General features: G+C 66.1%; 24 protein-coding genes. 7 read left to right on the top strand and 17 right to left on the bottom strand.

Annotation, left to right across the window (positions count from 1 at the left end):
• Positions 1 to 34: 34 nt before the first annotated feature.
• The 6 genes from IFR23_RS14305 to rpmI all read right to left on the bottom strand — a co-directional run bounded on the left by IFR23_RS14305 (position 35) and on the right by rpmI (position 5,952).
• Complete coding sequence (locus tag IFR23_RS14305) at positions 35 to 919, bottom strand: aldose 1-epimerase family protein (RefSeq protein ID WP_192976489.1); 885 nt, start codon at positions 917 to 919, stop codon at positions 35 to 37.
• 268 nt (positions 920 to 1,187) lie between these two features.
• On the bottom strand, positions 1,188 to 3,626 hold the full coding sequence (gene pheT, locus IFR23_RS14310) for a phenylalanine--tRNA ligase subunit beta (RefSeq protein WP_192976490.1): 2,439 nt from the start codon (positions 3,624 to 3,626) through the stop codon (positions 1,188 to 1,190).
• A complete protein-coding gene (gene pheS / locus IFR23_RS14315) occupies positions 3,623 to 4,717 on the bottom strand; it encodes a phenylalanine--tRNA ligase subunit alpha (RefSeq protein ID WP_192976546.1) in 1,095 nt (364 codons plus the stop codon). Before pheS ends, pheT begins: the two co-directional genes overlap by 4 nt.
• A gap of 22 nt (positions 4,718 to 4,739) precedes the next feature.
• Positions 4,740 to 5,081, bottom strand: coding sequence for a GIY-YIG nuclease family protein (locus IFR23_RS14320; RefSeq protein WP_192976491.1), 342 nt, complete (start codon positions 5,079 to 5,081; stop codon positions 4,740 to 4,742).
• A gap of 282 nt (positions 5,082 to 5,363) precedes the next feature.
• Positions 5,364 to 5,729 (bottom strand): 50S ribosomal protein L20, encoded by a 366-nt coding sequence (rplT, locus tag IFR23_RS14325; protein WP_056054375.1) that lies wholly within the window; start codon positions 5,727 to 5,729, stop codon positions 5,364 to 5,366.
• Positions 5,730 to 5,748: 19 nt separating this feature from the next.
• Complete coding sequence (gene rpmI / locus IFR23_RS14330) at positions 5,749 to 5,952, bottom strand: 50S ribosomal protein L35 (protein ID WP_031395289.1); 204 nt, start codon at positions 5,950 to 5,952, stop codon at positions 5,749 to 5,751.
• A 168-nt stretch (positions 5,953 to 6,120) separates the two neighbouring features.
• On the opposite strand from rpmI, the gene IFR23_RS14335 reads away from it, so the two are divergent.
• Entirely contained in the window at positions 6,121 to 8,256 is a 2,136-nt protein-coding gene (locus tag IFR23_RS14335) for an AsmA family protein (RefSeq protein WP_192976492.1), read from the top strand.
• A gap of 294 nt (positions 8,257 to 8,550) precedes the next feature.
• On the opposite strand, the gene IFR23_RS14340 is transcribed toward IFR23_RS14335, so the two are convergent.
• Positions 8,551 to 9,381 carry an inositol monophosphatase family protein gene (locus tag IFR23_RS14340; protein WP_192976493.1) on the bottom strand — a complete coding sequence of 277 codons (831 nt, stop codon included), beginning with the start codon at positions 9,379 to 9,381 and terminating at the stop codon, positions 8,551 to 8,553.
• Between the two features lie 90 nt (positions 9,382 to 9,471).
• On the opposite strand from IFR23_RS14340, the gene IFR23_RS14345 reads away from it, so the two are divergent.
• Both IFR23_RS14345 and IFR23_RS14350 read left to right on the top strand, forming a co-directional pair.
• Complete coding sequence (locus IFR23_RS14345; RefSeq protein ID WP_192976494.1) at positions 9,472 to 10,011, top strand: peroxiredoxin; 540 nt, start codon at positions 9,472 to 9,474, stop codon at positions 10,009 to 10,011.
• A gap of 100 nt (positions 10,012 to 10,111) precedes the next feature.
• Positions 10,112 to 11,152 carry a GGDEF domain-containing protein gene (locus IFR23_RS14350; RefSeq protein ID WP_192976495.1) on the top strand — a complete coding sequence of 347 codons (1,041 nt, stop codon included), beginning with the start codon at positions 10,112 to 10,114 and terminating at the stop codon, positions 11,150 to 11,152.
• Between the two features lie 439 nt (positions 11,153 to 11,591).
• Here the strand turns inward: IFR23_RS14350 and IFR23_RS14355 are convergent, their stop codons facing one another.
• On the bottom strand, positions 11,592 to 12,221 hold the full coding sequence (locus IFR23_RS14355; RefSeq protein ID WP_192976496.1) for a YbhB/YbcL family Raf kinase inhibitor-like protein: 630 nt from the start codon (positions 12,219 to 12,221) through the stop codon (positions 11,592 to 11,594).
• Between the two features lie 3 nt (positions 12,222 to 12,224).
• Entirely contained in the window at positions 12,225 to 12,737 is a 513-nt protein-coding gene (locus IFR23_RS14360; RefSeq protein ID WP_192976497.1) for a hypothetical protein, read from the bottom strand.
• 83 nt (positions 12,738 to 12,820) lie between these two features.
• On the opposite strand from IFR23_RS14360, the gene IFR23_RS14365 reads away from it, so the two are divergent.
• On the top strand, positions 12,821 to 13,246 hold the full coding sequence (locus IFR23_RS14365; RefSeq protein WP_197978456.1) for a DUF1810 domain-containing protein: 426 nt from the start codon (positions 12,821 to 12,823) through the stop codon (positions 13,244 to 13,246).
• Between the two features lie 66 nt (positions 13,247 to 13,312).
• A complete protein-coding gene (locus IFR23_RS20460; RefSeq protein WP_259457500.1) occupies positions 13,313 to 13,438 on the top strand; it encodes a hypothetical protein in 126 nt (41 codons plus the stop codon).
• A 230-nt stretch (positions 13,439 to 13,668) separates the two neighbouring features.
• Here IFR23_RS20460 and gyrB read toward each other — a convergent pair whose 3' ends face one another.
• From gyrB to IFR23_RS14405, 8 genes are all read right to left on the bottom strand, one after another.
• Positions 13,669 to 16,200 (bottom strand): DNA topoisomerase (ATP-hydrolyzing) subunit B, encoded by a 2,532-nt coding sequence (gene gyrB / locus IFR23_RS14370; RefSeq protein ID WP_192976499.1) that lies wholly within the window; start codon positions 16,198 to 16,200, stop codon positions 13,669 to 13,671.
• Positions 16,201 to 16,686: 486 nt separating this feature from the next.
• Complete coding sequence (locus IFR23_RS14375) at positions 16,687 to 17,502, bottom strand: OmpA family protein (RefSeq protein WP_244655696.1); 816 nt, start codon at positions 17,500 to 17,502, stop codon at positions 16,687 to 16,689.
• Between the two features lie 84 nt (positions 17,503 to 17,586).
• Positions 17,587 to 18,819 (bottom strand): DNA replication/repair protein RecF, encoded by a 1,233-nt coding sequence (locus tag IFR23_RS14380; RefSeq protein ID WP_192976500.1) that lies wholly within the window; start codon positions 18,817 to 18,819, stop codon positions 17,587 to 17,589.
• A 196-nt stretch (positions 18,820 to 19,015) separates the two neighbouring features.
• The gene (locus IFR23_RS14385; RefSeq protein ID WP_192976501.1) at positions 19,016 to 19,825 is read right to left on the bottom strand and encodes a Coq4 family protein; all 810 of its coding nucleotides are present in this window, start codon (positions 19,823 to 19,825) and stop codon (positions 19,016 to 19,018) included.
• A gap of 65 nt (positions 19,826 to 19,890) precedes the next feature.
• A complete protein-coding gene (locus IFR23_RS14390; RefSeq protein ID WP_192976502.1) occupies positions 19,891 to 20,316 on the bottom strand; it encodes a type II toxin-antitoxin system VapC family toxin in 426 nt (141 codons plus the stop codon).
• Complete coding sequence (locus IFR23_RS14395; RefSeq protein WP_192976503.1) at positions 20,313 to 20,564, bottom strand: type II toxin-antitoxin system Phd/YefM family antitoxin; 252 nt, start codon at positions 20,562 to 20,564, stop codon at positions 20,313 to 20,315. Before IFR23_RS14395 ends, IFR23_RS14390 begins: the two co-directional genes overlap by 4 nt.
• Before the next feature lie 54 nt (positions 20,565 to 20,618).
• Entirely contained in the window at positions 20,619 to 21,737 is a 1,119-nt protein-coding gene (gene dnaN / locus IFR23_RS14400) for a DNA polymerase III subunit beta (RefSeq protein WP_056017955.1), read from the bottom strand.
• A 144-nt stretch (positions 21,738 to 21,881) separates the two neighbouring features.
• Positions 21,882 to 22,535, bottom strand: coding sequence for an outer membrane protein (locus IFR23_RS14405; protein WP_192976504.1), 654 nt, complete (start codon positions 22,533 to 22,535; stop codon positions 21,882 to 21,884).
• Between the two features lie 154 nt (positions 22,536 to 22,689).
• Between IFR23_RS14405 and IFR23_RS14410 the strand changes: the two genes are divergently transcribed.
• Positions 22,690 to 23,373 (top strand): histidine phosphatase family protein, encoded by a 684-nt coding sequence (locus IFR23_RS14410; RefSeq protein WP_192976505.1) that lies wholly within the window; start codon positions 22,690 to 22,692, stop codon positions 23,371 to 23,373.
• Positions 23,370 to 23,843, top strand: coding sequence for an invasion associated locus B family protein (locus tag IFR23_RS14415; RefSeq protein WP_192976506.1), 474 nt, complete (start codon positions 23,370 to 23,372; stop codon positions 23,841 to 23,843). Before IFR23_RS14410 ends, IFR23_RS14415 begins: the two co-directional genes overlap by 4 nt.
• Positions 23,844 to 24,037 lie beyond the last annotated feature (194 nt).

Raw genomic sequence — 24,037 nt, forward strand, 5'->3', positions numbered from 1 at the left:
GAGGGAGGATCGCAGAGGGTCCGATGCGTTTGGTTCAAACGGTGGCAGGCACCAGCGTCACGCTCATCGTGATGCGCTTCGTGCCCCCCGCGGCCACCTCGAACACACCGGGTTTGTCACGATAATCGCCGGTATAGCCTTCGGGGTCGGCGATCCCGTGCCAAGGCTCGACGCAGACATAGGCCGCGCCGGGCTTGGTCCAGATGCCGAGCTTCGGTGTGTCGGGAAAGGCGATCCGCAACTGTGGCCCGGTCTCGCCGCCATAGGTCACCGAGTCCGAATGGACCGGGTCCCACACCAGCGCGTCCTTGGCGAACAGCTCGTCGCGCAGAGCGATGACGCGGTCCTCGACCGGCGAGGGGCGCTCGTCGACCGCGATCTGGCCATCGGGGCTGATCGCCTTCAGCCTGCCGGGCTCGTCGGCGTCGAACGTGATGCGGTGGTCTGCGCGGGGCTTGCCGTAGGGGAGCGGCCAGGCGAAGGCGGGGTGGAAGCCGAAGCTTGCCGGCATCGCAACGTCGGTGCGGTTGTGGATGTGCGCCTGGAGCGTCAGCGTCGCGCCGTCCAACGTGAAGACGATGTCGAGGGCGAACGCGAACGGGTAGGCCTTCCGGGTTTCCTCGCTGTCGGTGAGGCGGAAGGTGGCGGAGCTTTCCGACTGCGCGACGATGTCGAACGTTGAATGACGCGCGAAGCCGTGCTTCTGCATCGGGTAGGCTTGGCCGTCGAGGCGGATGACGCCTTCGTTGACGACGCCGACGACGGGGAAGAGGATCGGGGCGTGGCCGGTCCAGAAGGCCGGGTCGGCGTTAGTCATCAGCTCGCGGCCGTCGGCGTCGTGGAGGTGGGTGAGCTCGGCCCCGTGCGGGTTGATCTGCGCGGTGAGGTGGTCGTTGGCGATCGTGATCAGGTCGGTCATCTCTGTCTCCGTGACGGTCGAACGGTCTATGCGCTTCGTGTCATCCCCGCGGAGGCGGGGATCCAGAGTGGCGACGCTGTCGATGGAATCGCTTGGTTAGCCCGTCTGGATCCCCGCCTCCGCGGGGATGACGAAAGAAGGGTGGTTCGGGTGGAGAGGACGCCAGCGCGTGCCCTCACCCTCGCCGCCTTCGGCGTCTCTCCCTCTCCCCTCGGGGGAGAGGGAAGGGGCCCGCGGCCGCTTGGCCGTGGGAAGGGTGAGGGCACGCTTAGACGCGCAGGCTCGCGCCCTGCTTTGCGGCCGCAGCGACCACCTTGTCGGCGATGGCCCTGATCTCTTCGTCGGTGAAGCTCTTGGCGGTCGGTTGCAGGATGATCTCGACCGCGACCGACTTGTGCCCCTCTTCCACCCCTGCCCCGGTGAACACGTCGAACACGCGGGCCGAGACGATCGCGACCTTGTCGGCGCCCTTGACCGCGCGGACCAGCGTGTCGGTGGCGAGCGCCGCCGGCACGAGGAAGGCGAAGTCGCGGCGGACGGCTTGCAGCGCTGGCGGCGTGTAGGCAGGGCGGGTGAAGCCAGACGCGCGCTTGGGCGGGATCGCGTCGAGGTAGATTTCTACCGCGGCAACCGCGCCGTCGAGGTCGAACGCCTTCAGCACCGACGGATGGAGCATACCGAAGCTTGCTAGCACCGTCTTTGGCCCGAGGCGAAGCGTGCCCGACTGACCGGGATGCCATGCGTCACCGGCTTCACCCCCTTCGGCTGCGCTCAGGACAGGCATGACTTGCAGGTTGTCGACCGGCGCGCCCGCGGCCGCGAGAAGCGCCAGCGCTTCGGCCTTCGCGTCATACGCGTCGAAGGTCGCCGCTTTCCCATCGCGCCAGCCGCGGGGGCGGCGGTCGCCGGCGAGGACTACGCCGAGCGTCGCGCGTTCGGCATCCGCGAGGTAGCGACGGCCGATCTCGAACAGGCGGACGCTCTGCTGACCACGCTTGAGGTTCCGGCCCGTCGCTGCAAGCAGGCCGGGGAGCAGCGACGGACGCATGACTTTCAGGTCTTCGCTGATCGGGTTGGCGAGCGTCCACGCGCCGCCGCCGAAGGGGGCTGCTTCGGCTTCGGAGAGGAAGCTCCACGTTACCGCCTCGTCGAGCCCGCGGGCGGCCGCCGCGCGACGCGCCCTACGTTCGAGCTTCTGCTCGGGTGTGGCGGTCGGCTTGGCGACGCCGGGCATGCGGGGGAGCGGCGTCGAAGGGATAGTGTCGATGCCCTCGATCCGGACGACTTCCTCGACGAGATCGGCGGGGCCATCGACGTCGCGGCGCCAGGTCGGGACCGTGACCGGCCATTTGCCCTCGATCGTCGAGAACAGCGCGTCGCTGAACGCGTCGGCGGACTTGATCGCACCGATCGTGAAGCCAAGCGACAACAAGGTCCGCGCCTGACGTTCGGGGGCGACGTGGAGGCCACCGAGGTCTGCGCTAAGGCGCGGATCGTAGTGGATTACGCGCGGTTCGAGCGGGGGTTCGCCGGACCGCGTGACGTCGCTGGCCGTGCCGCCGCAGATGTGGAGCACGAGCGCGGTGGCGATCGCGAGGCCGTCTTCGAGGAACGCCGGGTCGACGCCGCGTTCGAAGCGGCTGCGCGCGTCGGAGGTGAGCGTCAGCTTCTGACCGGTGCGCGCGATGTGGTCGGGATCGAAATACGCGCATTCGATCAGCACGTCGGTGGTGTCGGCCGAGACGCCCGAATGCTCGCCGCCCATGATGCCGCCGATGTCGTGCACGGCGGTGTCGTCGGCGATGACGGTCATGGTCGCGTCGAGCGTGTAGGTCTTGCCGTTGAGCGCCACGACCTGCTCGCCGTCCTTGGCCTTGCGCGCGACGAGGCCGCTGGAGAGCTTCGCGCGGTCGTAGACGTGGAGCGGACGGCCGAGGTCGATCATCAGATAGTTGGTGATGTCGACGAGCGCGGAGATGGGCTTCTGGCCGATCGCGAGCAGGCTGCGGCGCATCCACTCGGGGGAGTCGCCGTTGGTCACGCCGGTGACGGTTTGCGCAAAGAAGGCGGGGCAGCCGGCGGTGTCGTCGGTGCGTACGTCCGGGCCTGCGCCCTCGCTCGTGAACGCGTCGAACGTCAGTGGCGTCAACGTGCCGAGGCCGGCGGCGGCGAGGTCTCGGGCGATGCCGCGGACGCCCATGCAGTCCTGGCGGTTGGGCGTGATCGCCACGTCGATGACCGGGTCGGTGAGGCCGGCATAGTCGGGGTACGCGGTGCCGATTGGGGCGTCCGCGGGCAGTTCGATGATGCCGTCGTGATCCTCGCCGAGTTCCAGCTCACGCGTCGAACACATCATGCCGTTGGATTCGACGCCACGGATGCTGGCGAGCTTGAGCGTGACGTCGAGGCCGGGGACGTACGCACCGGGTGCGCCGAACACGCCGACCAGGCCGGCGCGGGCGTTGGGGGCGCCACAGACGACTTGCAACGGACCGTTACCGGCGTCGACCGACAGGATCTGGAGCTTGTCGGCTTGCGGATGGCGTTCTGCGCTGAGTACCTTGGCGATCTTGAACGCGGCGAGCTTCTCGCCGGGATTCTCGACGCCTTCGACTTCGAGGCCGATGCGGGTCAGCGCTTCGACGATCTGGTCGAGCGTAGCGCTGGTGTCGAGGTGCTGCTTGAGCCAGCTGAGGGTGAACTTCATGCGCCGACTCCGCCGGACAAGGTGGGGACGTCGAGGCTCGAAAAGCCGTAATGCTTGAGCCAGCGGATATCGCCGTCGAAGAACGGGCGGAGGTCGTCCATGCCGTATTTGAGCATGGCCAGGCGGTCGATGCCGCAGCCGAACGCGAAGCCCTGCCATTCGTCGGGGTCGAGCCCGCAGGCTTCGATGACCTTGCGGTGGACCATCCCCGAGCCGAGGATCTCGAGCCAGCCATCGGGCTCGGCGCCGCCGACGACGCGCTTGCCCTTCACCAGCGTGTAGCCGACGTCGATCTCGACCGACGGCTCGGTGAAGGGGAAGTAGCTGGGGCGCAGGCGGAGCACGATGTCGTCGCGCTCGAAGAACGCCTTCACGAAGGTTTCGAGCGTCCACTTCAGGTGGCCAAGCGTGATGCCCTTGTCGATCACCAGGCCCTCGACCTGGTGGAACATGGGCGTGTGCGTCGCGTCCGAGTCCGACCGGTAGGTGCGGCCGGGGGCGATGATGCGGATCGGGGGTTTCTGCGACAACATCGTGCGGATCTGGACCGGCGACGTGTGTGTGCGGAGGAGCGAGAAGGTCGTCTTCTCGTCGGCGATGCCGGCGACCTTCGCGTCGATCCCCTGCTGGAGATAAAAAGTATCGTGCATCGCGCGCGCCGGGTGCGTCTCGGGGATGTTGAGCGCGGTGAAATTATGCCAGTCGGTCTCGATCTCGGGACCGGTCGCGACCGCGAAGCCGAGGTCGGCGAAGATTTCGGCGAGTTCGTCCATGACCTGGCTGACCGGGTGGATCGTGCCGGCGGGCGTCGCGTCGGCGGGGAGCGTCATGTCGAGCGTTTCGCTGGCGAGGCGCGCGTCGAGCGCGGCGCGTTCGAGCGTGGCCTTGCGCTCGGCGATGCCGTTGGCGACGGCTTCGCGCAGGCCCTGGATCAGCGGGCCCTGCACGAGGCGCTCGTCCGGCGTCATCTTGCCGAGCGTCTTCAGCAGCAGCGTGATCGTGCCCTGCTTGCCGAGCGCCTCGACCCGGCACGCATCGAGCGCGTCGAGCCCGGATGCGGCGGCGATCGCCGTCAGCATGTGGTCGCGCATCTGGTTCAGGTCTTGCGTCACGTCATACTCCCAGGGCGGGTTCGGTGGGTAGTTCGGGCAGGCGGGGCAGCCCGAGGCCGATACCCAGATCGTCCCAATTCTCGTTGCGCGCTTCGATCAGGTCGATCTTCCACGCTCTTCGCCAGTCCTTCAGCCGCTTCTCGCGAACGATCGCGGCCTCCATCGTGTCGAACATCTCGTAGTAAGCGAGACGCTTGATGCCGTACCGGCGAGTGAAGCCGGGGATCAACCCCTCTCGGTGCTGAACCAGCCTTGCGAGCAAGTTTGAGGTGACGCCGATGTAGAGCGTGCCGTGGCGGCGGGAGTGGAGGATGTAGACGCAGGGCTGGAAGGTTTCGCGCATTTCGTGCTCCCCTGATCGCCGCGTCCCGGATCTTTTAAATCCGTGATTATAACCCCGTCATCCCGGCGGACGCCGGGACCCACGGTAGCGGGCCAGGTGGTGGTAGCACGTTATCGCCGGGTCCGCCGTAACCATGGGTCCCGGCGTTCGCCGGGATGACGGATAGGGGGCGGGCGGAACGGAGTTTGAGGATGGGGGGCAAAATTGGTCAGCACCCCACACGCAGAAAGGGCGCCGGTGGTCTTCCACCGACGCCCTCCCAAACCTCACCTCAGTCGCGAATTACGCGGCCTGGGGAAGCGCCGCCTTCACCTGGGCGACGATGGCGCTGAATGCTGCGCCCTCGTGCATGGCGATGTCGGCCAGGACCTTGCGGTCCAGTTCGATCCCTGCAAGCTTCACGCCGTGCATGAACTGCGAATACGTCAGACCCTCGGCGCGGACGCCGGCGTTGATGCGCTGGATCCAGAGGCCACGGAACGTGCGCTTCTTAACCTTGCGGTCGCGATATGCGTACTGTCCGGCCTTCTCGACGGCCTGACGGGCGATGCGGATGGTGTTCTTGCGACGGCCATAATAGCCCTTCGCCTGAACCAAAATACGCTTGTGCTTGGCGCGGGTGGTAACACCCCGTTTTACGCGTGCCATTGTCTAATTCCTTCTCAGCTCAACGCAGGCCGTAAGGCGCCCAGGCCTTCACTGCTGCGGTATCAGCCTTCGACAGCAGCTTGGTGCCGCGGTTCTGACGGATGTACTTGCCGTTGTGATGCGCCAGACGGTGACGCTTGCCGGCGACGCCGTGCTTGAGCAGGCCGGTGGCGGTGAGCTTGAAGCGTTTCTTGACGCCGCTCTTGGTCTTCAGCTTGGGCATTTTTATCCTTTCGGTTACGAAGGAGGACGCTGAAATCGCCGCGGCAGCCCACACTGGCCGGGCGATTCGTCGAACGCGTTCCCTTCGAGGAAGCGGGGCCGATACCCGCATTAATTAGGAATATCAACCGCTGTGGAACTGCCGCCGCAGCCATGCGATAGGGCTTGCATGGACGCCAGCCCGACGCAGCCGATCGACGCCCCCTCCCCGGCACCCGAACCCGTCGACGTGCAAAAACGTCGCAAGCGGCGGATACTGCGCAACATCCTGCTGGGAATCGTCGCGGTCATCGTCGCGATCTGGCTGGTGCTGTACATCACCAAGGGGCGCTTCCTGAAGCATCCGTTCGAGCGCGTCGTCGGCTCGCTGACGCACCGGACGCTGACCGTGCGCGGCGACTTCCAGCTCTATTTCGCGCCGTTCCGCATCAAACTGTACGCGGAGAACTTCACGCTCTCGAACCCCGACTGGGCGAGCAGGCCAAACCTGTTCCAGGCGGACAAGCTCGACACGCGGATCGCGCCGCTGTCGCTCATTTTCGGCAAGCGGCGGCTTTACTGGCTCGATCTCGTCAACGGCGCCGTCGATCTGGAGTGGAACGCGGCGCATTCGGCGAACACCTGGACGTTCTCGAACAAGAAGGGTGGCAAGCCGCTTGAGTTCCCGCGGATCGACGTGGCGACGGTGACCGGCACCACGGTGCGCTATCTCGATCCGCGGATGCGCGTGCTGGCAGACCTCAAGGTCGCTGACATCCGCTCGGTCGACGCGACGATCGGGCGTGCTGTGGGGCTGACCGGCAAGGGGCGGCTGCGCGAGACGCCGTTCACACTGACCGCGCAGTTGCTGTCGCCGGACGCGACCGCCAATCGCGGACAGAACAAGCTGGTCGCGCGGGCTCGGGCGGCGGGGAACATCATCGACGTCGCGGGGACGCTGCCGAGCATCGCAGATGTCGAGAACGTGCCGCTCGCCGTGACCGCGCGCGGCGCCAATCTGTCGACGCTGCTCGGCGTGATCGACGTCGCGATCCCGAACACGCGGACCTACAAACTGCGCGCCCAGCTGATCAAGCAGGGCGACGAATACGCCTTCACGCACTTGCGCGGTTTTGCGGGTCGGACCGATCTCGCGGGCAAGCTGACGATCGTCAACGGCGCGCGCATACATCTCGACTCGGTGCTGACGACCAAGAGCCTGGACATCATCGATGCGGCCCCGTTCATCGGCTTCAATCCCGACATCGTCGAGTCGAAGGGGGCTGTCGCGGCGGCAGCCGCGACGGGCGCCGCACCCCAGCGTCTGTTGCCCGACGGTAACCTGCCGGTCGCGACGATGCAGATCTTCGATGCCGACCTGAAATGGACGATCGGCGTCGTGAAGTCGCGCAACCTGCCGATCTCCGATATCGATCTAACGCTCGACCTGGAGCGTGGGCGGCTGGCGCTGTCCCCGCTGACCTTCTCGATGGCACGCGGCAACGTGGCCTCGGACGTCATCTTCGACACGCGCGCACGGCCGAGCGCGGTATCCTACGACATTCGTCTTGCGCCGACGCCGCTGGGTCGGCTGCTCAAGGGCTATGGGCTGACCGAGGCCGGGACGACCGGAACCGTCAAGGGTCGCATCAAGCTCGACGGGCGTGGCGACTCGATCCATGATTCGCTGGCGTCGTCGCGCGGGCGGATTGCGTTCGTTTTGCCGTCGGGGGCGCTTTCGGTGCGCAACGTGCAACTCGCAGAACTCGACATCGGCACGTTTGCGCAGCGGATGTTCCAAGGAAAGCTCGACGAGCCGGTACAGATCAATTGCGGGCTGATCGGATTCACCGTGCGCGGCGGGGTCGCCGCTGCGGACCCGATCCTGATCGATACGCGCAAGAACGTGATCGTCGGCCGCGGTGGGTTCAGCTTCCGGAATGAGGCGGTGGACCTAGCGTTCCGAGCAGATTCAAAGAAGTTCAGCCTATTTGCGGGGCAATCGCCGGTTGGGGTCGGCGGAATGTTCGCCGCGCCTAAGCTCAACGTAATTTCGAAGGATCTGCTTGCGCGGGTCGGCAGCGGGCTTGGGCTGGCGCTGGTCGCAACGCCGGTTGCGGGGATCCTGGCGTTCGTCGATGTCGGGGATGCGAAGTCCACTGCGTGTGGGCCGGTCCTCTCCGGGGCTACGGCGGCGGCGCAGCGGACTACCAAGGGCCAGCCGCGCGATGACGTGGGGCATGGGACGACCGCCAAGGCCGAGGACGGGAAGACGTCTGACGCGGAGAAGAAGGGGCAGAAGAAGAAGTTCCTGGGAATCTTCTAACGCGGCGAGGGCGAGTAAATACGCTCCCTTCCCTACCTCGCCCGTTCTGGGGTCAGGCGGCGCCGGCGCCAGCGGTTGGGCGCGCGTAGACGGCCAGCGTTGCGTGTCCGTGGGTCCCGGCGTCCGCCGGGATGACGGATGTGGGTGGTGAGATGGGTCGGTTGCGGTTTGCGATGCAGCCCTTTGGTTCCCCCTCCCGCCCGCGGAGTTGAGTAGGGCTGAACGCATGCCGGTCGCCGGTACGTACGTCGCGCCCTCCCCTAGCCCCTCCCGCAGGCGGCAGGGGCATCTTTCTCAGTGGTTATGGCCGTCATGGGCGTGCCCGTCATCTTGCAACAGGTGCATCGCCTCGAGCACGTCGTCCATTCTCGCCGGATCGCCGATCGCCAGCACGTGGCCTTCGCTGTCCGCGGTCAGCGGGTCACCGTTCCAGTCGCACATGCGGCCGCCCGCCCCTTCGACCACCGGTACCAGCGCCGCGAAGTCGTAGAGCTTGAGGCCAGACTCGCAAACCACGTCGAGATGCCCGCTCGCGAGCAGACCGTAATTGTAGCAGTCGCCGCCATACACCGGCCCCTGCCGCGGGTTGCCGCCCGAGATTGCCGCGACCAGCGCCAAGTAGTGCGGGACGTCGACCTCGTCGAAGAGGTGCGGGCTGGTGGTGGCGATCGTCGAGCCTGCCAGTTCGCGGCAGGTCCGCGTGCGGACCGGTACGCCGTTCAGCGTCGTCGGACGCCCCGCGACACCGACCCAGCGTTCGCGCTGGATCGGCTGGTCGATAATGCCAAGCACCGGCCAGCCATCCTCGACAAGCGCGATCAGCGTGCCGAAGATCGCGCGCCCGACGGTGAAGCTGCGCGTGCCGTCGATTGGATCGAGCACCCATTTGCGGTTGGTGACGCCCGACTTCTCGCCAAACTCCTCGCCGACGATGCCGTCGCCCGAGCGTTCGGCGTCGAGCAGGCGCCGCATTGCGGTCTCGGCCTCGCGGTCGGCACGGGTGACGGGGGATTGGTCATCCTTGATCTCAACGCCGTGCTCATGGCGGAAATAGGGTCGGATGACGTGGCCCGCAGCATCCGCGAGGCGGTGCGCGAGATCGATATCGGCTTGGGTTACTGGCATATTTCCAGCCTATCGAGCGCGAGCGTCACGGGCAATGGACGGATCGATCACGCCAGCGTAGGTCATTGCGATCTAAACGGAGTATCATCCATGCGCCTCGTCTCGACACTTGCTACCGCCGCCGCCCTCCTCGTCGCGGCGCCTGCGCTGGCGGCACTGGCTCCTGGCGCCAAAGCTCCGGATTTCACCACGCGCGGCGCGATCGCCGGCAAGGTGTTCACCGTCCACCTCGCCGAGCAGCTGAAGAAGGGCCCGGTCGTGCTCTACTTCTTCCCGGCGGCGTACACCGGCGGCTGCAACGCCGAGGCGCACGCGTTTGCCGAAGCGATCCCGGCGTTCACCAAGGCAGGCGGCACGGTGATCGGCATGTCGGCCGACAACGTCGAGACGCTCAGCAAGTTCTCGGCCGAGAAGTGCGCGGGCAAGTTCGCGGTCGCCAGCGCCGGACCGAACGTGGTCAAGGGCTACGACGTAGCGCTCGGCAAGCAGATCGCGGGCCGCGATATCACCAAGCGCACCAGCTACGTCATCGCGAAGGACGGCCGAGTCGCATTCGTGCACGACGACATGAACCCCGCCGAGCACGTCGCGACCACTCTCGCCGCCGTTCAGAAGCTCACGGGGCGGTAAATCGGTAGATAATTACAACGGCCGGCAAATAATTGCCGGTCAGTGACGCTATCCTAACGCTTTTGGGTCTATTGATTTAGATCGAGAGGCGGAGAGTGACATGCGGAATGCGCGGGCGGCCAGGCCAGTGATCGAATCATCGCCGGACAGCACGCTGTTCGAGCGCATCGGTAGTTTCCTGGCCGAACATGGGCTTAGCCCCGATCCCGCGCATTACGCGTTCGCGTTTGCAGTGCTGTCCGCCCCCACCGGACCGTTGGCCAAGACCGTGTCGCGGCTGACGGCGCACGGTGTTCGGTTGAGGGCACATGACATCGAACGACTCGCGGGGCGTGTCGCGGACGGCCCGCCAACCGTCCGAAAACGCCGCGCGGCGACGTCCGACGCCAATACCGATACGGCCGATGCACTGGTCATCGAGACACAGCAACAGGTCGACGACTTCGCGCAGATGATGCGGACGATGCAGGCCGAAACATCCGGATTCGGGCGCGATCTGGCCAGAAGCGCGGCCTCGATCACGCAGATGGCGGAGATCGACGAGATCACCCGGATCACCAGCTCGATGATCGCGCGCATCCATGACAGCGAAGTCCGACTGGCCGAGGCAACCGCGGAGACCGATGCCTTACGCGCCAAACTCGCCGAAGCGCGCGATACGGCACGGCGCGACGTCCTGACCGGCCTGCCCAACCGCCGTGCGTTCGAGGAAGCCTTCGCCGGGCGCGATCCGAGCGCGGGGCCTTACTGCCTGGCGGTATGCGACATCGATCGCTTCAAGCACGTCAACGATTTGCATGGCCACGGCGTCGGCGACCGCGTGCTGATCGCGATCGGCCAGGCGATGGCGACCGAATGCGCGCCACATCTCGTCGTCCGTCATGGCGGCGAGGAGTTCGCGGTGCTGCTGAGCGGCGTGAGCCTGTCCCACGCTGCCGAGCTGCTCGATACGGTTCGCCAGACGGTCGCGCAAAAACGGTATCGCAATCGCGAGACGGATACGGCGCTGGGGACGATCACGTTTTCGGCGGGCATCACCGCGATCCACGCCGATGAACCCGCCGAAACCGCGTTCGAGCGCGCCGATCGGCTGCTGTATACCGCCAAGGAACGCGGTCGCGATCAGGTTTGCGCGGCCTGATCCTGGAAGTTGGTGCGATTTACCGCGCTGACATGGCGCGTTTTCCCAACTCCTTGGTGGGCGATCTAAAGATTCTAGCTAGATCAACGCGTTAAAAAACTGGCACGGCGCATGCAACTCATTCGACATGGGAGGCTGGATGGTCCGGCACCCACCAGTCGAAGGAATTTCCCATGTCGCTCCGTTTCGAAACCGCCCAGCGTATCGCTCTCTCGTTCGTCGGCGCGCTCTTCTTTGCCGCGATCGCCGTCAGCGCCGCCACGCCAATCATCCCGATCGCCTAACCGCTGCGCCAAGGAGCATCGCCATGAACCGCAGCATCATCATCGCCCTCGCCGCCTTCTCGACCACGATCCTGTTGATCGTGTCACATACCGGCAGCGTGCTGGCCTGACGATCCGGGCCGTTGCCCAATGACGGACCAGGCTTCACTGCTAGATCAGGCAGGCGCGCCTATCCCCACCGGTCCGACCGGTGCATCTTCTTCCCGCGAATAGGTCCCGATCAACAGCCCCGCCGCCAGGACGTGACCGGTAATGGCGTCGATCACCGCAGAGCGACCCGGCGTCGAACCGGGATCCCCTGCCCCCGCGCCGATCGCGAAAAGCTGGAATGCATAGCGGTGCTCGCCATGCCCACGCGGAGGATCTGGCGGCAGCCAGCCTTCGCGCAGATAAGAGTTGCGTCCGACATCACGGCCGCCGGTATCGTCGCCAGCGCCGTCCGCGACGATCGCACCCTCCGCCAGCCGTACCGCATCGGCTTCGAGACCCCAGACGATCGCATGGACAAGAGGTTGCGGTGCCGGGGCATCGGGATCCTCCACGACGAGCACCATGCGCTGGGTTCCAGTCGGTGGCGTGCTCCAGACCAATGGCGGCGATACGCCCTCGCCGGCTTCCGCATCCGCGGTGAAGCGTGGCGGCAGGCGGCTTTCATGCGCGAAGGCGGGACTGGTCAGGTCGAGCGTTGCGAAATCGCTGCCCAACTGAACGATGGCGAGCTTGTCGGCTCCGGCACGCAGACCGCTCATCGCGGCGCCGAGCCAGGCGGGAATGTGTTCGAGCATGGCTTATCCTTGCGAGGGGCAGGCGGCGTCGCGGCGGGCGGGCGCGGCACCGTCGTACCAGTCGCTACGCGTGCCCATCGTCGTCGCGTCGTGGTAGCAGACTTCGGTCTTGCCGCCCTTCGGATCGACGAGCACGGCCCAGTTGTGATCGCCGCAATTATGCTGTTCGCAGCCCCATGCGGCGACGCGGTTGCCCAGCGTGAAGATCGGCGTCTCCGGCCCCGTACGCCCACGGATCATCTCGCGCAGCTTCGCATCGCCGACCGCATGGACCAGGCCGGTAGCGACATCGGTGCGGTCGAAGAAATCGACCCCACCGACGGCATCATGCGGATATTTGCCGACATAGGCGGTGATCGGCGTGGTCTGCGCCTGTCCGGCGATCGGCGTCGGCGCGCGCGTTTCGGGGGGCGTGAACCCGCTTGGAGCGGCGGTGTTCGTAGGATCGTCTTTCTTCCCGCACGCACCGAGCAACAAGGGTGCGGCAAGAAGCGCAACGGTGATCATCGTCTTCATGGCATTTCCTCGATCGTTACGGGTGCAACGTACCGGCAGGCATTAGGGTTGCGGGGACCGAATGGCCCGACCATGTGGCGATGATGACGCATGATCTCGACCGCTTCGTCGCCGCGCAGGACGGCGTGTATCCGCAGGCGCTGGCCGAATTGCGCGCGGGCCGCAAACGGAGTCACTGGATGTGGTTTATCTTCCCGCAGATCGCTGGGCTGGGGCAGAGCGAGATGGCCCGGACCTATGCGATTGCCGGCGCGGACGAGGCTCGGGCGTATCTCGCGCATCCCGTGCTCGGGCCGCGACTGATCGAGGTTGCGCAGGCGGTGGCGGCTGCGGCGGGATCCGCCGACGCGATCCTGGGCGGTATCGACGCGGTGAAGTTGCGGTCGTCGATGACGCTGTTCGCTGCCGTTGCCGACGATCCTTCGCCGTTTCGCGCTGCGCTCGACCGGTTCTTCGGGGGCGAAGACGACCGGGCGACGCTCGACCTGCTTGCGTCGGGCCCGCGATAAGACGGGTGTATCGCCGGCGAAAGGTGTAGCATCGCCGTGGGGCCTTCCGCCCCATGAGGTGTGGTCATGGCCAAGAGCCAGAAGAAATCGAGCAAGGAAGTTCGCAAACCCAAGGCCGAAAAAGCCCCCAAGGCGAATGCGTCGAACCCGACCACCAAGGGCAAGCCCGTGGAAATGACGACGCTCAACTAAGAGCGTTTCGCCGGGCACCGCCGTTAGCGTTCGGCGGTTGCTTGTCGTGGAATAGATCTTCCATCCAACCCCGTCATTCTGACGAAAGTCGGAATTTCGAGTAGCGGGCGGCTACGTTCCTGGCCCTGGATCCTGGCTTTCGTCAGGATGACGGGGTTGGAACGATCCACAACCAACGCAAGTCCCACCCTGCGCGCGGACCGCCTTGCGACGGTCCGCGCTGTATCGTCTCAGACGTCTAGGTTGGCGACGTTGAGCGCGTTGTCCTGGATGAACTCGCGGCGGGGTTCGACGACTTCGCCCATCAGCTGGGTGAAGATCTCGTTCGCGCTCTCGGCGTTGACCGCGGTGACGCGGAGCATCGAGCGGACCGACGGGTCGAGCGTGGTTTCCCAGAGCTGTTCCGCGTTCATCTCGCCCAAGCCCTTGTAGCGCTGGATCGCGAGACCCTTGCGCCCCGCGGTCAGGATCGCGTCGAGCAGGTGGCTCGGACGCGAGACCTGCGTCGAGCCGCGTGTCGCGACGACGGTGGCGGAGCCGATCACGCCGGCACCGGTTTCCGCGCCCTCCTCGGCCTCAGGCTCTTCGGCCTGCGAGGCCTTGCTCGCGGGGACGAGGTTCGAGGTGTGGGCGTAGCTCTCGGCGTGCTCGCCCGACAGCGCGTGAAGCTTGCGCGCCTCGGCCGAGACCAGGAAGCTGGCCTCGATGATGTGGTGATCGGTGACGCCACGCCATGCACGCTGAAAATGGATGCCACCGTCTTCGGTCAGCACCGCGGTCCAGCGGGCATCGCCGTCGTCGAGTTCGAGACGACGCGTGACGATCTCCAGACGCGAGGTGCGGTCCTCGACCGACGCTTCCGGATCGAACACGCCGCCGAGCGCGAGTGCCTCGATCATCCCGGCATCATAGCGCTTGGGAACGTAGCGCATCAGCGTCCGCATCCGGCGCGCGTGATCGACCAGATCCTTCAGGTCGCGCCCCGAACGACCGCCGCCGGGGCCGTCGAGTACCATCGTATTGACGCCAGCATCGACCAGATATTCGTCGAGCGCCGCGTCGTCCTTCAGGTACACCTCGGACCGGCCCTTGGTCGCTTTATACAGCGGCGGCTGGGCGATGTAGAGGTACCCGCCCTCGATGATCTTGGGCATGTGACGGTAGAACAGCGTCAGCAACAACGTCCGGATGTGCGCGCCGTCGACGTCTGCGTCGGTCATAATGACGATCTTGTGGTAACGCAGCTTGTCTGCGTTGAAGTCGTCGCGGATGCCGGTGCCCATCGCGGTGATGAGCGTGCCGATCTCGCGGCTCGACAGCATCCGGTCCTCGCGCGCGCGCTCGGTGTTGAGGATTTTGCCGCGCAACGGAAGGATCGCCTGGAAATGGCGATCACGGCCCTGCTTTGCCGAGCCGCCTGCCGAGTCACCCTCGACCAGGAACAGTTCGGACTTGGCGGGATCGCGCTCCTGGCAGTCGGCGAGCTTGCCGGGCAGCGAGGCGATGTCCATCACGCCCTTGCGGCGCGTCAGTTCGCGCGCGCGCTTGGCGGCTTCGCGGGCGGCGGCGGCGTCGATGATCTTGGCGACGATCGCCTTGCCGTGTGCGGGGTTTTCCTCGAGCCACTCGGCCATCTTGTCGGCCATCAGGCTTTCCAGAGGCTGGCGGACTTCGGACGAGACGAGCTTGTCCTTGGTCTGGCTGCTGAACTTCGGATCGGGCAGCTTGACCGAGACGATCGCGGTCAGGCCTTCGCGCATGTCCTCGCCGGTGAGCTGGACCTTTTCCTTCTTCAACATGCCCGATTTCTCAGCATAGTTGTTGAGCGTGCGGGTCAGCGCGGCGCGGAACGCGGCCATGTGCGTACCGCCGTCTCGCTGCGGAATGTTGTTCGTGAAGGCGAGGACGTTCTCGTAATACGAGTCGTTCCACTGGAGCGCGACGTCCATCGTGACGTCGTCGCGCGTGCCGCTGATCGCGACGGGCTCGGGCATCAGCGGGAGCTTGGCGCGGTCGAGATACTTCACGAACGCGGCGATCCCGCCCTCGTAATAGAGCTCGACGGTCTTGCGCTCTTCGCTGCGCGCGTCGCTCAGGAACAGGCGGACGCCCGAGTTGAGGAAGGCGAGCTCGCGATAGCGATGCTCGAGCTTGTCGAAGTCGAAATCGGTGATCTTGAAGGTGGCGGGCGACGGGAAGAAGGTGACGCGCGTTCCCTTCTGGCCTTCGGTGGCGGGGCCGACGACCTTCAACGGCGCGACCGCGTCACCGAACGCGAAGCGCATGTAATGCTCCTCGCCGTTGCGCCAGATCGTCAGGTCGAGCCATTCGCTGAGCGCGTTGACGACCGAGACGCCGACGCCGTGGAGGCCACCCGAGACCTTGTAGGCGTTCTCGTCCGAGGTGTTCTCGAACTTACCGCCGGCGTGGAGCTGGGTCATGATGACCTCGGCTGCGGACACGCCTTCCTCGGTGTGGATGCCGGTCGGGATGCCACGGCCGTTGTCGGTGACGGAGACCGATCCGTCGGCGTTGAGGACTATGTCGATCCGGTCGCAATGCCCCGCCAGCGCCTCGTCGATCGCGTTGTCGCTGACCTCGAACACCATGTGGTGGAGGCCGGACCCGTCGTCGGTGTCGCCGATGTACATGCCGGGGCGTTTGCGGACCGCGTCGAGGCCCTTCAGGACCTTGATCGAGTCCGCGCCATAGTCGCCCATGTTCGGGAGGTTGGGATTGTTGGTTTCGGGGTTGGATGCCATGCCGAGTATATAGGCATTCGGGGGCCGAAACGGAAGCGAAATGGCCTGTAGGGGCTGGGGCGCCGGCGAGTGAAGTATAGGAAGTGCAGACGCTGGGAGCGTTTTGCGGCGAGTGTGCACTTCGGGTGCCGGGCGGGTTGGTTTCGAGGAGGTTCGGAGCGCCATGCGGGGATGGTGACAGGGTCTGGCTGTGTAGGACAGCGGCTTGCCCTAGCACCGCCCCGGCGAAGGCCGGGGTCCAATTGGCAAGGTCGTAGTAACGACGAACTGCGCCCGGTCAGCAATGTCCCCCAATTAGACCCCGGCCTTCGCCGGGGTGGTGCAGGCGTGTCCCTCTCCCCTTGGGGAGAGGGAGGGAGGAGCAGGAAGCGACGGAAGGGTGAGGGGGAGTTGGGGTGCGCGCCCGAGCCTCACTCCCCCTCACCCTTCCCACCGCAAGCGCGGCGGGCCCCTTCCCTCTCCCCGGAGGGGCGAGGGAGACGGTCTTCAGAAGCGGTCGGCGCGTTGGCCTAGCAGGGTAACTTCGACGCGGCGGTTCAGGCGCATGCCGGCCGGAGTCGCGTTGGTTGCGACGGGCTGGTTCTCGCCGTGGCCGACGACGCTGAAGCGCGCGCGGACGACGTCCATGTCGTAGAACGCCTGGCGGACGCTCGCCGCGCGACGTTCGGACAGGTCCTGGTTGTGCGCGTCCGTCCCGCGCGAGTCCGTGAAGCCGTCGATGGCCACGCGGACGCCGGGGTTGCCGCGCAAATAGCGGGCGAGCGGACGCAGCTTCTCGATCGCGCCGGGACGCAGCACGTCGCTGTCGGTGCGGAACAGCACGTCCTCCTGCAGCGTCAGCGTCGCGCCGCGCGGGGTCTGGCGGAAGCCATAGTTGCGCATCGCGCCTCGGTCCCACGTCGTGGTGGTCTCGACGATCGTCGTGCCGCCGCGGTCACCGCGATAGCCGCGCGGGTCACGGCCATACGCATCCCAGTCGAACCGGTCGCGGCGGGGGCCGGCGATGCGCGCGAATTCGCGGTTGGCGTCGTCGGCCTCCCGCGGGCTGATCCGACCATCGCCGTTCGCGTCGAAGTTCGGCATCACGAACGCGATGCCGCGCCGCGTATTGCGCAGTTCGGGGAAGAGCACCGGCACGCCTGCGCCTTCCAGACGATAGCCGGGACGCGACCAGGGGGCGCGGCTCATGTCGTAACGCCCCTCGGGCCGTCCGCCGTCACGGGCCTGCGCGAAAACGGGGGCGGTGGTCGCTGCGACCATCAGGACGCCGAGGGCTGCGCGCGTGAAATTCCGGGTCATCATGATCTCTCCGTGTCTTCGATGGACGGAGCTTTGCCCGCGCCCGCTTGAACGCGCGGTGAGCCTGCTCGACAGCGCGCGTTCAGCCTAACGCCCGACCGCGATGCGCGTTGCCTGGGGGCCGATCGCGTCGAACAGCGCGTCTTCGGTACCGGTCATCCACACCTGGCCGCGGCCTGCGAGCCGGGCGAACAGCGCCGCGCGGCGAGCGGGATCGAGGTGCGCGGCGACTTCGTCGAGGAGAAGGACGGGGGGCTGGCCGGTTCGCTCGGCGACGAGATCGGCATGCGCAAGGACAATGCCGAGCAGGAGCGCCTTCTGCTCGCCGGTCGAGGCGAGCGAGGCCGCGCGTTCCTTGTCGAGATGGGTGACGATCAGGTCGACGCGGTGGGGTCCGCTGAGCGTGCGCCCGGCAGCGGCGTCGCGCGCGCGGCCTTGGGCGAGGTCGGCTTGTAGGCGCGTGGTGTCGCCAGCCCAGCCTTCGAGCGTGAGGCCGGCGCGGGGGAATGGGCTGTCGTCCTGATGCGCAAGCCTCGTCCCGAGCAGGGTAACGGTCTCGCGTCGGGCCGCGTCGACCGCGGCGCCGTGCTCGGCCATCTGCGCTTCGAGTGCGGAGAGCCAGTCGCCGTCGGGGCGGCCTTCGTCGGCGAGCAGGCGATTTCGCGCGCGCATCGCGGCGTCGTAGCGGGCGGCATGGTGGGCGTGGCTCTGGGCGAGCGCGAGCGTGAGGCGGTCGAGGAAGCCTCGGCGTTCGCCCGCGGGGGCGACGAAGAGGCGGTCCATCGCGGGGGTGAGCCACAGGATCGTGAGCCATTCGGCGAGTGCGTTGGCGGTGGTGGTGGCGCCTTGGATGCGGACGATGCGGCGTTCCGGGGCGGAAGCGAGTGTACCGGTGGCGACGTCTACTTCGCCGACTGCGGGCGCGTCGCTCGGCTGCATCTCGCCCTCTTCTAACTCCCCTTCCGCTTGCGGGAGGGGTCGGGGGAGGGGCGCGCTTTCCTCGAAGGCGGACGCCAGTACGTACGTCGCGCCCTCCCCTAACCCCTCCCGCAAGCGGGAGGGGAATTCTGCTGCGTTCTTCTGCGAGCGCTCGGGAAACAATGTGGCTGCTACGCCGAAGCTGCCTGCCCCGCCTTGCCGCGCCATCTCGCCCAGCGCCGCGCGTCGCAACCCGCGGCCGGGCGCTAGCAGCGACACCGCCTCCAGGATATTCGTCTTGCCCGCGCCATTCTCGCCGGTCAGCACGACGAACCCTGGTCCCGGCATCAGCGTCAGGTCGGCGTGGTTGCGGAAATCGGTGAGGACGAGGCGAGAAAGCATTGCCTCGGCCTTAGAGCAGTTTCGAAACCGATTGCATCGCCCTTTTCCGTTCGCCGCGGGCGAAGTCGAAGGCGCGGTTCAAAGGCCGGTGCTTCGACTTCGCTCAGCACGAACGGGGTAAGGCACCGATCTGACCAATCTGCGCCAGCGACACGCGCAGTCCGCTATCGAGCCCAATACGCTATCGAGCATCGCGTCAGGCGGCGATCCGGTCCGGCGCGATCGCGGGCGCGGCTGCTGCGGTCGCGGCCTTCTGCGTGCTGAGATACGATGCGAGCGCCGGCCCGAGCTCGCGCTGCGCCCGCAAATACGCGACGGGCGTGACGATCCCAAGCCGCTCGCGCGCGGCTTCCAGCGGTTCATGGAGCAGTTCGAGATAATCTTCACCCGACACCCACTTCGCTTTCCGCCCGTTGCGATAGCCTTCCCAGACCGCCTTCGCGAACAGCTTACTGCCGGTGACGCGCATGCTCTTCAGCGCCGCGGCCGAGCCGATCAGCGCCCAGCCGAGCCCGCCGACCTGCGCGTAGCTGAACGCGACGAGTGCCGCTTCGCCCATGCTTTCGTCCGCCTTGTAGCCGGTCAGCACGTGCCAGATGTCGTGCGTGTCGCGTACCCGCCGGCCGAACCACGCGTAAGGGTGCGCCAGGTCGTCCTCGGATGGCACGAGCCGCGAGACCTCGACCAGCCCGTCGGCGGAATAGCCCGTCGTCTCGAGGAAAGTGCGATACGCCGCCCCGACCGTGTCGGGCGCAAAGCTCGCGACGAACGCAGGGTCGGAAAAACGCTGCGCCAGTTCGACGCGGTCATAGGCGATCCGCCCGCCCTGCTCGGTGGCGATCAACCGTGCGTAATTCATCGGCGCATTGCCGACGTTGAGCGCGCGCATGATTCGGAACACCTGCGTCGTGTCGTCGCCGTTCGCGAGCAATTTCTTGATCGCATCGAACGCCGTACGCCAATCGCGACGGCCGGTCGTACCGGGAAACGGAGGAAGCTTCGCCATCGAGTCGACTCCTTACTGACATTGCTGTTAGTATCAGGTTCGACGAGGCGTTCAAGTGCGGATAATCAAACGCCCTCTACGACGATTCCGTATTCGATTGCTGCATGTCGGAGGCGCGTATCGAGCATCGCCATCGCCAATCCGTACGCTTGCGCGATCGCAAGATGAAGCGAATCGGCAGCGCGTAATCCGAGTTCATAGCGCTCGACGAAGCCTGCGGCCGTCGCGAAATTCTCTGCCGATACGCCGACGCGCTCATAGTTCGTGCCGATCGATGCGCGCCATGTTTCCAGCAGATCGATTCGGTCCACGGCAGAAATCTGCCCAGTACGAACTTTCAGTGAGAGCGCGCTGGAAACTTCGGTATCGGTCCAGTCGCTGACATACAAACGTCGGTCAGATTGCGTCCGAAGCCATCGCCACACCGCCGGACTATGCGCCTCGTACGTCAGCGAGGCGATGATCAGCGACGTGTCGCAATAGACGGTCAATACCGATCGCCGTCTCGCATCATCCGCACGAATTCGCCTGCGCCTTGTTCCTGGAAAGGCAGCGACTTCGCGAGTGCTTCTAGCGCGCTGACGTCGATGGGCTTGCGGCGCGGGAGCGGCGGTGCCTCGGGAGTGACGCGGGCAAAGGGTTGGCCGTTGCGCGTGATCTGCACGGCCTCGCCCGCTTCAAGCCGGTCGATCAGCGTGCCCAGTTCGTCCTTGAGGTCGGCGATATTTATCGAGTCCATGGTCCGGCTCCTGCCTGTCGCGCCGCTATACCATGGCGCGACAGGCAGACCGAATCACACGCGCATTGGCATCAGCACGTACAGCGCGGGCGACTTGTCGTTCTCGCGGATCAGCGTCGGGGCCGCGGCATCGGCGAGGTGGACCTCGACCATGTCGCCGTCGATCTGCGCTAGGATGTCCATCAGATAGCGGCTGTTGAAGCCGATCTCGAACGGGAGCGCGACGTAATCGCCGGGGACTTCCTCCGCGGCGGTGCCGTTTTCGGGCGAGGTCACCGACAGCGTGATCTTGTCGCGGTCCAACGCCATCTTCACGGCACGCGTTTTCTCCGTCGCGATCGTGGAGACACGGTCGACGCCTTCCATGAAGCTCTTCGGGTCGATCTTGAGGATCTTGTCGTTGCCGGTCGGGATCACGCGGCTGTAATCCGGGAAGGTGCCGTCGATCAGCTTCGAGGTCAGGATCGCCTGGCCGAGGTCGAAGCGGATTTTGGTCGGCGACAGCGACACACCGACCGAACCGTCGACCTCGTCGAGCAGTTTCCGGAGCTCACCGATGCATTTGCGCGGCACGATCACGTCGGGCATCGATTCGGCACCCTCGGGACGCGGCAGCGTGACGCGCGCGAGGCGGTGGCCGTCGGTCGCGGCGGCCTTCAGCACCGGGTTCGAGCTGTCGCCGTCCGCCACGTGCAGGAAGATGCCGTTGAGATAATAACGCGTCTCTTCGGTCGAGATCGCGAAGCGCGTCTTGTCGATGATCTGCTTGAGCGTCTCGGCGGGCAGCTCGAACTGGGTCGGCAGTTCGCCCTCGGCGATCACCGGGAAATCGTCGCGCGGCAGCGTTCCGAGCGAGAAGCGCGCGCGGCCTGCGACGATGCTCATCCGGCCTTCCGACGCGGCGAGCTGGACCTGCGAGCCTTCCGGCAGCTTGCGCGCGATGTCGAACAGCGTGTGCGCGGAGACGGTGGTCGCGCCGGGCTGGTCGACTGCGGCTGCAATCGATTCGTTGATCTGGAGATCAAGGTCGGTCGCCATCAGCTTGAGCGTGCCCTCGGCAGTCGCCTCGATCAGCACGTTCGACAGGATGGGGATGGTGTTGCGCCGCTCCACCACGGACTGGACATGGCTCAGCCCCTTGAGGAGCGTTGCGCGTTCGATCGTCGCCTTCATCGTAATTCCCCCCGCCACCACAGCCAGAATCGGGGCTGGGGGCAATCCGCAGATGGCTTACCCAACAACAAAGGGTCGGAGCAAGCGCCCCGACCCTTCTTTGATCACGGTAAACGTCGCGTTAAAACGCGCGGGCCGTTTCGATCAGAAGCGGAAGCCGTAGCTGGCGACCACCTGGTGGCGATCCGTGTCGACGTCGAATCGGCCGCTGGTGCCGCCGGTCGCATAGTCGATGTTGCTGCGCTCGTAGTTCGAATAGCGATATTCGAGCTTGGCATAGGTGTTCGGACCCATCGCGTGCTCTGCACCCGCACCGATGCGCCAGCCGTCGAGGTTGAACTTGTTGTCGGTCGTCTGGTTGGTGTCGCCGGCGAGCACCTTCAGCTTCGAATTGGTGTAGCCGCCCTTGACGTACAGCATCGTCGTCGGCGCGACGACGTAACCGACGCGACCGCCGACATAGATGTCACGGCCCTGCTTGACGCGACCGAAGCCGAAATCGCTGGTGTAGTCGTAGCGATCGCTCTTCGCGGTCGAGCCGGTCAGTTCGGCTTCGGCGCCGAGCACCAGGCCGCCACCGGTCGCGATGTCATAGCCGATGCCGCCACCGAACAGCAGGCCGTCGATCTTCTGGTCGTCGCGTCCATTGTTGTTGGACACGCTGCTGCCGGCGCCGGTGTGGTCGTAGCCGAGCGTGCCCTCGATGCGGGGGCCGGTGAAGGTCGGATCGGTCTGCGCGAAGGCGGGTGCTGCAAACGCGGTGGTGGCGAGCAGCGAGACGGCGATAAGCTTACGCATTGGGATACTCCATAATGTCTTCGTCACACCCCTGCCGCGACGGGCAAACGCGGGATGGATGGCTCCAATGGACCAGTCGGGCGGGCGTTGCATGAACCCCAGATAAACAGGGAAATCCGTTGCTTTTGCGCCACAGGGGGTTGAAACGCGGGCCATGATTCCAAGCCGACGGCAGGGTGAAGCAGACGCCCGATCAATCGATACGCCGCCCCTGCGCCAGGGTCGAGATTTCGTCGCGCGGCACGGCGAAACCGTGTTCAATGCGGCGCATCGGTTGCAGGGGGATGCGGCGCACACGCCGTTGACGCGGGCTGGGTTTGCGCAGGCGGACGAGCTTGGGCGGGCGTTGCGCGAGGAGCTGGGGGTGAAGCCGGCGCTGACCTTGTGGGCATCGCCGACCGGGCGGGCGTTGCAGACGCTCGCGGTGATCTGTGAGCATCTGGAACTCGATTGGCATGATGCCCGGACCGATCCGCGGTTGGTCGAGATCGACATGGGGTCGTGGGGCGGGCGCTATTATGCGGACGTCGTCGACGAGGTCGGACCCGTAATGCTGCCCGGAGGCACGCTGAAGCCTGCGCCGGACGGCGAGACCTATGCGGAGATCGCAGCACGAGTCGGCGGGTGGCTGGCGGATACGGCGGAGGATCCAGGCGACCGGCTGGTAATCATGCACGGGATCTCGAGTCGGGTGATGCTCGGCGCGATGACCGGTGCGGCGATCGATCCTGTGCTCGGCGCGCCGGTTGCGAAGGGGTTGCCGCAGGGGTCGGTCACGCTGGTGGAGAACGGACGCGCGACGGTCCCGCATCTGGGTACGGGGTTCGCTCCGGCGTGAAATTCGCAATCGTGCTGGCACTGGCGATCGCTGCTCCGGCGGCGGCGCGTGACACGATCGGCATCTACAAGGGTTGGGGTGCGTTTCGCGATGCCAGCCCGGCGCGGTGTTACGCGATCGCGCGGCCGGTGATGGCAGGGGGGCGTGCTTCGGGGTTTGCCAGCGTTGCGACGTGGCCGAAGCGGGGTCTGCGTGCATCCTTGTATGTGCGGCTCAGTCGCGAGCGGGATCGGTCGGCGGGGGTGACGCTGACGGTCGGCGAGCGGCGATTCGCGCTGGTGGCGAACGGGCTGGATGCGTGGGCTGGTGATGCGCCTAGCGATCGCGCGATCGTGGCGGCGATGCGGTCGGGGCGGAGCATGAGTGTCGAGGCGGTCGGCGTCGGGGGGCGGCCGTTCGTCGATGTGTATGCGCTGTCGGGGGCGGCGACTGCGATCGATGCGGCCGTGTTGGCGTGCAGCGGGGGGTGAAATTTCGGGCGAGCCCCGCCCACCGGTACCACCCCGGCGAAGGCCGGGGCCCAATTGGGGGACGGGTGTGACGACACTCAGTTCTCCGTTACAACGACCTTTCCAATTGGGCCCCGGCCTTCGCCGGGGTGGTGGTTGTTTTGAGTTATCTCCCGCCGGACTGCGCTGACTCCACCCCCTTCCCGCAGCCAGTA

The organism is Sphingomonas sp. CFBP 13603 (assembly GCF_014892665.1).
In the GTDB taxonomy this organism is placed as follows: Bacteria; Pseudomonadota; Alphaproteobacteria; order Sphingomonadales; family Sphingomonadaceae; genus Sphingomonas.